Source organism: Clostridium sp. (genome assembly GCF_021443865.1).
Taxonomy (GTDB): Bacteria; Bacillota; Clostridia; order Clostridiales; family Clostridiaceae; genus Clostridium.
Map to the genome: position 1 here is coordinate 1 of NZ_JABUTB010000108.1, position 10,027 is coordinate 10,027.

The following is a 10,027-nucleotide window of genomic DNA, read 5'->3' on the forward strand; positions in this document are numbered from 1 at the left end:
ATTTCTAAATTTTCTTTATTAATGTTCATTTCATTATTAATATCAAAGCCTTCACTTTCACTTAAATTCTTCACTTGAACTTCCATAGTAGTTATATACCCATAATTATCTTTAATATCCTTTAAGCTTCCATCATAAATTTTTATTCCATTATCTATTATGATTATTCTATTACATAACTCTTCTATATCCTTTAAATCATGAGTGGTAAGAATAACTGTAGTACCGTACTTTTTATTTATTTCTTTTATAGCCTCTCTAACTTTTTCTTTTACTACTACATCTAACCCTATAGTTGGCTCATCTAAATATATAATCTTAGGGTTGTGTAATAACGCCGCTGCTAAATCTGCTCTCATTCTTTGCCCAAGGGATAGTGTTCTTACTGGATTTAACATAAATTCATTTAGTTCTAAAACTTCATCTAAAAACTCCATTCTTTCTTTGAAATCCTTATCATTTACTACATAAATATCTTTAAGCAAAGAAAAGGTTTCAGACAGTGGCAAGTCCCACCACAACTGAGTTCTTTGACCAAATACAACTCCAATATCTTTAGCATTTTCTTGTCTATTTTCATAAGGTATTATTCCGTCTATTGAAATAACACCAGAAGATGGTGTTAAAATCCCTGTCATCATCTTAATAGTAGTAGACTTACCAGCACCATTTGCCCCTATATATCCAACAATCTCTCCGTCAGCTATTTCAAAACTTATATTGTCCACAGCTTTTTTTACTATATATTCCCTAGAAAAAAAGGACTTTATTGCACCTTTAAATCCTGGATACTTTTTATTAATTTTAAATTCCTTACTTAAATTTTCAACTTTTATCATATTATTTCTACCTTTATCAACATTAAAATATTACCAATACATTCTACTCTTCCAATTTTATACAATCAACTTATATATGAATATTTATTTAAAAAACTCATTTTTTTGTATATTAATACAATTTAATTATCATAGTATTTTTTTATAATCTTTTTAATAACCCTATATTTATTAAAGGAGCTTTTACATTTTATAAAAGAAAAAGCTACCTAAAAATAGGTAGCTAATTTTATTATTTAACTGAATCTAAAACGTCTTGTACAGCTTTTACATAAGTTCCAACTTTAATTGAAACTCCTGATACTGCATCTGTATTTCCATCATCATTAATTAATTTTACTTTTGAAAGATCGAAATTATTATCAACTATGAACTTTTGTAATAAATCCATTTGTTCATGCCAGTGTTTAGCTTCGCCTTCCTTCATTACATATTTACCTTCTTCAGATGCTTTTCTCTTCATAGATCCATCTTCTTGCTTAACATCTATATTTACTGCAATTGCTTTTCCATGGTTGTATACAACTTTAGTAACTACCATATCCTTCTTTTTACCAGTTGGATCATAAGGACTTTCAGCTATTTTTGCTCCAGTAAATCCTGTTTCTAAATCTTTTCCTGATTTAGTTGCATCTATAACGTCTTGTATAGCTTTTACATAAGCTCCAACTTTAATTGAAACACCTGATACTGCATCTGTATTTCCATCATCGTTAGTTAATTTTACCTTAGATACATCAACTTTATTTTCATTTAAGAAAGCTTCTAATAACTCCATTTGTTCTCCCCAGTTTTTAGCTTCGCCTTCCTTCATTACATAGTTGCCTTTTTTAGCTTCGTCTTTTTTCATTGTTCCATTTTCTTGACGAACGTCTACAGAAACCTTTACAGCTTCTCCATCCTTAAACTCAACATTTGTTACAATGACATCCCCTTTTTTACCAGTTTCATCATAAAGCTTTTCATAAGTTTTAGTACCTGTGAATTTTTGGCTTTGTTCAACATTTGATCCATTAGTGTTTGTACCTTTTTCTTCTTCCTTACCTCCACAACCTACTAATAAAGCTGTTGATAATAAGCAAATGGCAATTAATTTTTTTGATTGCATACAATCTCCCCCTAATAATTAAAATCAAGGTAATTGTATACTTAATTTGAATATTTTTCAACAACTTTGTTAATAAAATATCTATCCCTTTCTGATAATTTGATTATTTTATATGCAACTTTGTATTAATATGTAATATTTATTGAGACTTTATTAATATTTTTTCTTAATTCTCTTATTTTATTTACTAAAATACCATTTTTTTACTTCAAACTTTTTAGTGTTTATAACATATATTATGTAATAAAATTACCATAAAAACCTTTACTTAATCTTATTTTTATAATAATCATCAATATTGTTCCTAATTGCATATATAGTTGCTTGAACTCTATCTTCAACTCCAATTTTCTTAAACATGCTTGTAATATAATTTTTTATTGTTTTCTCAGATAAAAATAGCTTGTCTGCTATTTCTTTATTTTTTAATCCTCTTGAAATCTCAAATAAAATACTTAGTTCTCTATCAGTCAACAAATTTAAAGCTTCATTTTTCTTATTTTCAGATGATCCACCGTACTTAAAATCACTAAATATAACATTAATCAATGCCTTATCTATATATTTATCACCTAAATACACAGTTCTTATAGCTGTAACTACTTCAATACCTGCAGATTCCTTTAATATATATGCATCTGCTCCTACATCTATAGCTTCCATAATAGTATTTTTGTCATTTTCTACTGTTAACATTACTACTCTTATATCTTTATATAATTTTTTTAAATTTCTTAAAGTATCAATCCCATTTTTAACTGGCATATTTATATCTAGAAGTATTACATCTGGAATATTATTTTTTATATTTTTAATAAGGTCTTCTCCATTACTGTATTGTCCAATCATTACTAAATCGTCTTCAAAACTAATTATTCTATTAAGTCCTTCTCTTATTAAATCATGATCATCTACTACAATAACATTAATTTTACTCCTGCTCATCCTTTTTCACCTTTCTATTAATTGGAAGTTTTATTTTATATGCAGTTCCCTCATTAGGTGAAGATTTTATTTCTATTCTCCCTCCTAAAGACTTAACTCTTTCATATATTCCCAATAATCCATAACAATTTCCTTTTACTTTAGTGTTTAATAAAGTTTCTTTTACATTAAATCCTATTCCATTATCTTGTACAAAAATTGATATATATTCTTTTATATAATTTATTCTTAAATCTACTATTTTGGCTTTAGAATGCTTTTTTACATTATTTAATATTTCTTGAATGATTCTATATGCTGCTATTTGAATCATTTTATCAACTTCATCATTGAATTCTTCAATGGATGAATTAATTTCAATATTATTTTCTGAAGAAACTTTTTTTAAATTTTCTTTTATAGCTTCAGTCAATCCTCTTTCCTCTAAAGATAAAGGCCTTAAATCATATATAATTCCTCTTACTTCCTTTAAAGCCATTTTTACATTTCCTTTAACATCATCAAGCTCTTTTATGCCTTTTTCTAAATCCTTTTTTACTACAACCTTACAAAAATCTATTCTCATCATAGCATTGGCAATATATTGAGCAGGTCCATCATGTATTTCTCTTGCTATTCTTCTTCTTTCTATCTCTTGCTTTTCCAATAATTTTATTTCATTTATCATTTTAGAATTTTCATTATCTTCTTTTAATTCATCTAGTATATTTCCTTTTAGATATCCTAATGCAATATTAATTTGGTTTACTGCACTTTCTGCTTCTTCTATACTTGAACAATATCCTTTTAATGATCGTTCTAAAGCATCTCTTCTTAAAATAAGTTCTTTTTCCTCATTTTGTTTAGTAATATACTTTACTCTTACTTCTAAAGCTTCTTCATAAATGTTTCCAAAACCTTCTTGAGTTGAGTTTACAATATTTTTAGATACCTCTACCAACCTAACTCTCATTGATTTATCTAGCTTTTCTAAAGCATCTACTTCTTCTATTACCTCACTTAGCTTGGATTTTATTTCTCTTAGTTCAGATTTCTTTACTTCAAGTTCATCCCTCATTCTATCTGAGATATTAAAAATTTTACTTTTTCCTAAATTAATTTCTTCAATTACTTNAAAACATTTATTTAAATTTTCAAAACTACAACAATTTGTATCTTTGTTAGCAATTAGAATAATTTGGACACCACATGGCTCAAATTTATTAATCCTTATAAAAGTATCATAAATTTATATAATAGTAAATTTTTTATTGTATAACAAAAATGTACTTTATATTAAATATTATATAATATTTAGTATAAAGTACATATTATTATTAATTATAATTTCTTTTTATTTTTATAAAAGTTTTAAATTGCCCATTTTCTATTTTTAGTAAATGATATACTTAACCACTTTTTTAAATCAAAATGATTTGTATTTTTATCAATAATTTCTCTAACCTTATCCATATCCTCTATTGATTTTATCTTAGATTCATTAGAAATTATAAAATCTATCTCAATTATAAGTTCTCTTCCAATCTTTACCACCCTAGCTATTGAATCTTCTAGTTTATATTCCTTTTCTATTTCCTTTACTACCTTTAATATATCATAGTTTATTTCTTCATTTGCAGTTGAATAAATAAGTTCCTTAAAAGCAGCGCTAATAGCTGTTATTGGCATTCTTAAGAATATTAATGATGACAATATTACCATTCCTGGATCCACATATTTTGATATGCTACTTAATCCTATATATTTAAGTATTGCTGAAAGTAAAAATCCTACTAAAACACCTACACTTAACATAGCATCCATAAACCATTGGCTACTTTCTACCTTAACTATTTCTGAATTAAGATCTTTAGATGTTCTTTTCATATACAAATATATTAATGTACATCCAATAGAAGATATTAAAGCATAACCTAAAGCAAATCCTTCATCTACATTATTTCCACCATTAAAAATTTGCTTAACTGCTGAAAACATAGTTATTGAACACATTATTAACAAAACTAATGCCTTAAGTATTACTATTATTGGCTCTAAGTTACATTTTCCAAAGGGATACTTATTTATATCAGTTTTATTAATAAAATTAGTAGCTATTATTGCAAATAAGGCTAATACTAAACTTATTAATGAATATAAACCATCAAATTGTATCATTTCAGAATTTATCGCTCATCCCCAAGCAATACCTAATACAGCGAAGAACAACCCTCCAAAAGCTGAAAATTTAAGCATTTTGTTTTCCGCTTCCATAATATCACTCCTTTAACACATAATTTCTTAATTACATTTTATACATTTTAATTAATAGCCTCAACCCATTAATATAAGCTAATACTTCTATTAATGTGGGAATCTCAATTTATATTTTTTAATAAAAAAGCATAAAAGTACATTATTATAAATATACTTCTATGCTTAATGAGTTTAATTTACTGTGAACTTTTTAATTTCTCCATTCATTTCATTAGTATTATTACTTAATTCTTCACCAACTTCAGCAATTCCTTGTGCCATTATGCTTAGTTCTTCTGAAAAATTCTTTATTTCTTCAGATGAATGAGATATTTCTTCTAATAAATCACTAGCTTTTTCTATAGATTTAAAAATATTTTCCTTTTCCTCTAAGACATTATCCATTTCATTATTAACATAAACAATTTTAGGGAATAGTTCTACTATTCTATTTAGTATCTCTTTAAAAGATGTTATAGACGAATCTATTACATCAAATTGATTAGTTAATTTACTACTAACTATTAGTGATAAATCTTTAACTTCATTTCCTTCAGATATTACATTTGCTAAAAGTTTATTTATATCTAAAGATGAATTTTTAACTTCCTCTGCCAGCTTTCTTATTTCATTGGCTACTACAGCAAAGCCTTTACCACTTTCCCCTACTCTAGCTGCTTCAATTGCTGCATTTAGAGCTAAAAGATTAGTTTGATCTGCTATTGAATCTATAAATGTAGTTATATCCTTTATTTTTCCAAGTGAATTATGTAATCCTCCAAGTTTTTCATTCATATTAAATGAAGATACTTCTATATCACTTTTAGATGATTGTAGTTCCATTAGTGATTTATTATTATAATCCAGTTGATTATTAATTGATACTAATAAAGTATTTATTTCAGTTATTGACAACTTTACATCTTCAATTAATTTTCCGAATCCATTTAACAACCCATTAATTCTCTTGGTATCTTCATTTTGTATAAAAATATTAGAATCTATCTCTTGTATAGTTGCAGTTACTTCTTCTGATGAAGCTGCCATTTCTTTACTTGAATTTGATAAAACATCTATTTTACTACTTCCTTTTTCTGAAGAAATAATTATCTTATTTATCATTGCAGAAATTTTATCTTGTAAGGTATTTATATAATTTGCAATTAAATTAATTTCATCACTACCTTCAATAATAATTCTATTAGTTAAATCTCCATTTGATATATTCACTAAACTATCAATAACCCTTTTAACTTTTTTATTTATTGATTTAGAAATAAATAATGACATAATAGTGTAAACTAAAATTAGAAATAAAGATAATATTCCAAGCTGAAGTAAAATTGTATCTTTTATTTGCACAATATCAGTTACATCAGTATCTATTTCTAGTATCGCTTTTATCTCACTATTAGAAGACTTTATTGGATAATAAGCCTTTATGCTTGTCTTCTTTTTATCAGTTATTTTATAAGATACAACTTCTCCATTAAAAGCTTTATTTAGTTCATTAGTTAATTTTACTTTTTTCCCAAAACTAAGAAGATTATTTTCAGTATCAACTAATATTTCCCCATCTCCATTACTATCTTTAATTAATATTGCAGAATAATTCACATCTTCATTACTTTTACCATTTACTAAGTCACCTTTTAATTTCTTATAATCATAGCTTCCAGTGGTTTTATTTTTTAACACTTCTTCTATATCAGCAGTTGATATAGCACCCTTTACATTTTTGCCCATTACTAATATATCATCTTCTTTAGAACTTAAGATATTTCTAAACATTAAAATATTAATGGATAGTAAAATAACCATAGCCATGACCGTTACTGTAATAGTTGTAGTAAGTATTCTCCTTCCTATGCTTTTTGACTTAATTTTATTTACTTTTTTCCTCATAATTGCCCCCTAATATAAGTAATATATTTTATTATTGTAAGCATTTTGAAAGTTTTTGTAAATAAATATATATTTATTTTATGTATTTTTGTATATATTTTTTTAAATTAAATTGAAATTTTTGCCAATATTTGTTGAAATAATTACTCTTTCGAGTTAAACTATAGATGTATGTATAATAAAAGAATTCAAAAAGAAAGTTGGTACTTATGGATAATAATAATCTTAACACAAACATACCAAAGGAAGTGGTAGAAGGTAAGAAAAGTACAATTTTCAAATCAAAGGGTTTTAAGATTACATTGGTAGCATTTTTAATCTTAGTTATTAGTGTAGGCTATTGGTTATTTAGAAATATTAGTTTAATTAATAGTTATAGCGATAAAGTTTATCCTGGAGCCTATATACTAAGCAAAGATTTATCCGGATTAAATAGTGAAGATTTACATAATGCTCTTATTTCTTTACTAAATGATATAAGCAATAAAGAAGTATCTGTAACAGCAAATGAACAAAAGTTTAACATTTCTTATAAGGATTTAGAAGCTAACATAAATTATTCTGAATTAGAAGAAGAAATCTTAAACTTTGGAAAAAATGAAAGTTTTTTTAATAAAATAACTTTAATCAAAAAGCCTACTAATAGAGAATATGAATTTGAAGTTTTATTTAATGAAGAAGTCTTAACTAGCTTTGTATCTAACATATCCAGTGCAGTAGATGTTTCTCCTACTAATGCTTCTATTAATATCGCAGGTGGGATTAGTATTACTAATGATACTACAGGACTTAAATTAGATTCATCAAACCTTCTTGATACAATTAAGAATCAAATTAAAGATATGAGGGCACCTAATGTTCTAGAGGTTACTGGAAATGTTGATACAGTAGAAGCATATATTAAGGCTAGCGATTTAGCAGCAGTTAATAGTAAAATTTCTTCTTTCTCAACTCGTTATTCAGCTGGTCCAAGTGGGACAAATCTTCAACTTGCAGCTAAAAACATTGATAATAGTATAGTTATGCCAGGTGAAACCTTTTCTACTGAAAAGGCTATTGGTCCAACTACTATAGAAAATGGCTTTGTTGAAGCTAACACTTATGTTGCTGGAGAAGTAGTTCCTGGAGTAGGGGGTGGCGTTTGCCAAGTTGCTTCTACTCTTTATAATACTATGTTAAGATCTGGAATAATACCTAGTGAAAGACTTAATCATATGATGAAGGTTTCTTATGTTCCTATAGGACTAGATGCTACTTTAGCTGACAATCTTATAGATTTAAAGTTTGTCAATGATTTTGATTACCCAATAGTAATAAATTCTTATGCTAGTAATGGAAGCTTAACTATAGAATTTTGGTCTAATAATAACGTTAAAGATGGTATAACTTATGAACCTGTATCTGTTCCTATAGGACCATTAAGTGCAGATACTTATCTATACGGTTATGATGCTAATGGTAAATTAGTAGTTAATAAATACTTAGATAGAAGTACCTATCAACCACTTCCAAACAACTAATAAAAAAAGATAATTTGCATATTGCAAATTATCTTTTTTTATTATTCCCCTAACATTCCAGCTAGATATCCAGTAGAAAATGCCATTTGTAAGTTGAAACCACCAGTTTCTGCATCTATGTCTATTACTTCTCCTGCAAAAAATAAATTATTAATTTTTTTGGATTCCATGGTAGAAGAATTAATTTCTTTTACACTAACTCCTCCACTAGTTACCATAGCTGCTTTTATGGTAATAGTATCTTCTACTGTTAATTTCATTTCTTTTATATATTCTATTAACTTTAATTCATCCTCTTTTTTTAATTCTGCTACTTTAACCTCAGTTAAATTTAATATATTTAGTATTTCCTTAATGAAATTTTGAGGTAAATATTCTTTTAAATTATTTAATATACTTTTATTGCTACCTCTTATTATTTTTGATAATTCCTCTTTAGATATATCAGGTAAAAAGTCAATTTTTATATCAACTTCTCCATCCTTTAATAACTTATTTATATAAGAAGAAAATTTAAGTACTCCTGGTCCTGATATTCCAAAATGTGTGAATATCATATCTCCTTGTCTTTGAATCTTTTTCTTTTTAATAATAGTACTTATTACTACTTCCTTCATTGCTACCCCTTGAAGATTTTTAACAAATCCATCTTTAGTAACTAAAGGTATTAATGCTGGATAAAAATTATTAATAGTATGACCATGATTTTGAAGTATTTCAAACATACTTCCATCAGATCCTGTTGTAGGATGGCTCTTTCCACCTGTTGTAATTATTACTTTATCAGCTAATATTTCTTTTCCTTCTTCGGTTATTATTCCATTAATAGTATCATCATTAATAATTAAATCTTTAACTTTAGTGTTATAATAAATTCTTACATCATTTTTCATAAGGTCTCTTTTGAAAATCTCAATTACTTCATCTGCTTTATCACTTTGAGTAAATACCTTTTGGTCATACTCAACCTTATACTCTAATCCCTTACTTGAAAAGTACTCTAAAAGATCTCTATTAGTAAATGTATAAAGGGCACTATATAAAAATTTCTTATTTGTAACAATCTTATCAAAAAATTCTTCTATATCTCTATTATTAGTAATATTACATCTTCCACCACCAGTAAGCTTTAACTTCTTACCTATTTCATCATTTCTTTCAATTAAAATAACCTCATTATTTTTTGAAGCTGAAAGTGCAGCCATAATCCCAGCTGGACCTGCTCCAATAACTATAACCTTTGACATATGTATCTCCTTAATTTATCTATATTCTTTGACATCTATTATATACTAAAAATAAAAAGTGTGAAATATAATATTATTTATGTATTTTGAAAAACACTAAAATTAATATTATATTTCACACAATGTTTTTAACTTTTTAACTTGCTTTTAGAAATATCAAAAACAACATTCCAAAGTATTAATACTATTATAATTAAAATAACAATCGCTATTTTTTTATTTATATAA

Annotated in this window: 8 protein-coding genes; 1 reads left to right on the forward strand and 7 read right to left on the reverse strand. The window is 26.2% G+C overall.

All coding sequences use genetic code 11. The annotated features are described in order from the left end of the window. From HUJ77_RS13895 to HUJ77_RS13920, 6 genes are all read right to left on the reverse strand, one after another. The coding region (locus HUJ77_RS13895; RefSeq protein WP_291709597.1) for an ATP-binding cassette domain-containing protein at window positions 1-839 on the reverse strand (839 nt) is incomplete at its 3' end. Between the two features lie 232 nt (window positions 840-1,071). Continuing rightward, on the reverse strand, window positions 1,072-1,947 hold the full coding sequence (locus tag HUJ77_RS13900) for a hypothetical protein (protein WP_291709599.1): 876 nt from the start codon (window positions 1,945-1,947) through the stop codon (window positions 1,072-1,074). A 264-nt stretch (window positions 1,948-2,211) separates the two neighbouring features. Further along, a complete protein-coding gene (locus HUJ77_RS13905; protein WP_291709601.1) occupies window positions 2,212-2,892 on the reverse strand; it encodes a response regulator transcription factor in 681 nt (226 codons plus the stop codon). After that, the gene (locus HUJ77_RS13910) at window positions 2,879-4,069 is read right to left on the reverse strand and encodes a histidine kinase (RefSeq protein ID WP_366033510.1); all 1,191 of its coding nucleotides are present in this window, start codon (window positions 4,067-4,069) and stop codon (window positions 2,879-2,881) included. Before HUJ77_RS13910 ends, HUJ77_RS13905 begins: the two co-directional genes overlap by 14 nt. 173 nt (window positions 4,070-4,242) lie before the next feature. Continuing rightward, on the reverse strand, window positions 4,243-5,049 hold the full coding sequence (locus tag HUJ77_RS13915) for a cation transporter (protein WP_291709603.1): 807 nt from the start codon (window positions 5,047-5,049) through the stop codon (window positions 4,243-4,245). Window positions 5,050-5,319: 270 nt separating this feature from the next. Then, window positions 5,320-7,032, reverse strand: coding sequence for a methyl-accepting chemotaxis protein (locus tag HUJ77_RS13920; protein WP_291709605.1), 1,713 nt, complete (start codon window positions 7,030-7,032; stop codon window positions 5,320-5,322). Window positions 7,033-7,241: 209 nt separating this feature from the next. Here HUJ77_RS13920 and HUJ77_RS13925 point away from each other — a divergent pair, with 209 nt between their 5' ends. Further along, window positions 7,242-8,552, forward strand: coding sequence for a VanW family protein (locus HUJ77_RS13925; RefSeq protein WP_291709607.1), 1,311 nt, complete (start codon window positions 7,242-7,244; stop codon window positions 8,550-8,552). Between the two features lie 41 nt (window positions 8,553-8,593). On the opposite strand, the gene HUJ77_RS13930 is transcribed toward HUJ77_RS13925, so the two are convergent. Then, window positions 8,594-9,799 carry an NAD(P)/FAD-dependent oxidoreductase gene (locus HUJ77_RS13930; RefSeq protein ID WP_291709609.1) on the reverse strand — a complete coding sequence of 402 codons (1,206 nt, stop codon included), beginning with the start codon at window positions 9,797-9,799 and terminating at the stop codon, window positions 8,594-8,596. Window positions 9,800-10,027 lie beyond the last annotated feature (228 nt).

Excerpts from the sequence above, each read along its gene's own strand:
- HUJ77_RS13900 (WP_291709599.1), bottom strand. The coding sequence starts at position 1,947 with ATGCAATCAAAAAAATTAATTGCCATTTGCTTATTATCAACAGCTTTA.
- HUJ77_RS13905 (WP_291709601.1), bottom strand. The coding sequence starts at position 2,892 with ATGAGCAGGAGTAAAATTAATGTTATTGTAGTAGATGATCATGATTTA.
- HUJ77_RS13915 (WP_291709603.1), bottom strand. The coding sequence starts at position 5,049 with ATGATACAATTTGATGGTTTATATTCATTAATAAGTTTAGTATTAGCC.
- HUJ77_RS13920 (WP_291709605.1), bottom strand. The coding sequence starts at position 7,032 with ATGAGGAAAAAAGTAAATAAAATTAAGTCAAAAAGCATAGGAAGGAGA.
- HUJ77_RS13925 (WP_291709607.1), top strand. The coding sequence starts at position 7,242 with ATGGATAATAATAATCTTAACACAAACATACCAAAGGAAGTGGTAGAA.
- HUJ77_RS13930 (WP_291709609.1), bottom strand. The coding sequence starts at position 9,799 with ATGTCAAAGGTTATAGTTATTGGAGCAGGTCCAGCTGGGATTATGGCT.